Source organism: Psychrobacter sp. 1Y4 (assembly GCF_051847555.1).
The window spans coordinates 1-646 of sequence record NZ_JBPYDE010000698.1 but is presented as its reverse complement, the minus strand read 5'-3'; the positions used below and the strand labels follow the sequence as shown (position 1 = coordinate 646).

General features: G+C 39.2%; 1 protein-coding gene. It reads right to left on the bottom strand.

The window, feature by feature from the left end; translation table 11 throughout:
- The coding region (locus tag ACS8FC_RS18400; protein WP_439297850.1) for a DUF4062 domain-containing protein at positions 1-393 on the bottom strand (393 nt) is incomplete at its 3' end.
- Positions 394-646: the final 253 nt, after the last annotated feature.

Genomic DNA, 646 nt, shown 5'->3' with positions numbered 1-646 from the left:
ATCGTCCTCTGTATCATAGTAATATATTTGATTGTCTTGCTTAGATACTAGTTTGACGAGCTCTTGCAATTGGCGACTGATGCCAGCCTCTTGATAGTGATTTTTGACTAAGATCAATAGCGGCTTGAGTTTGGCTTTAGCATTCAGATAACTCAAATGCATTTGACTAACGCCTGTCTTTTGTACTGTCCCATAGCTGTCGCCAATGATCATCAACGCATAATCACAAGAATCGATGCATTGTCGACCATATAGCGAGGATTTTGGTAGCTTACTGGACACGTCATAAGTCAAAAACGCCCGTGCCTGAAAAAATATCGCTACGCTATCCAACACCAATAATTGATCGTTGTCAGCACATATAACATGAATATGATAGCGGCGATGTGGCACGATTACCTCTGAGCTTAGGTTGCGGCATAAAAGGGCATAAGATGAAATAGAGCACAAATATCTTGTTTGGCGTAGCTTTGATTAGTCTTACAAAAATGCATTTGATCTATTTTAATCAAATCCATGCTGTAGACAAGGTATTGGTGCAAATAACTTTACTAACAATTACTCAGGATAGTATTGCAATACCGTCTCTTTACCAAGTAAACGCTCAATCAAAGCGCTTAGTCTATCACTATATTTGGTAGCATGG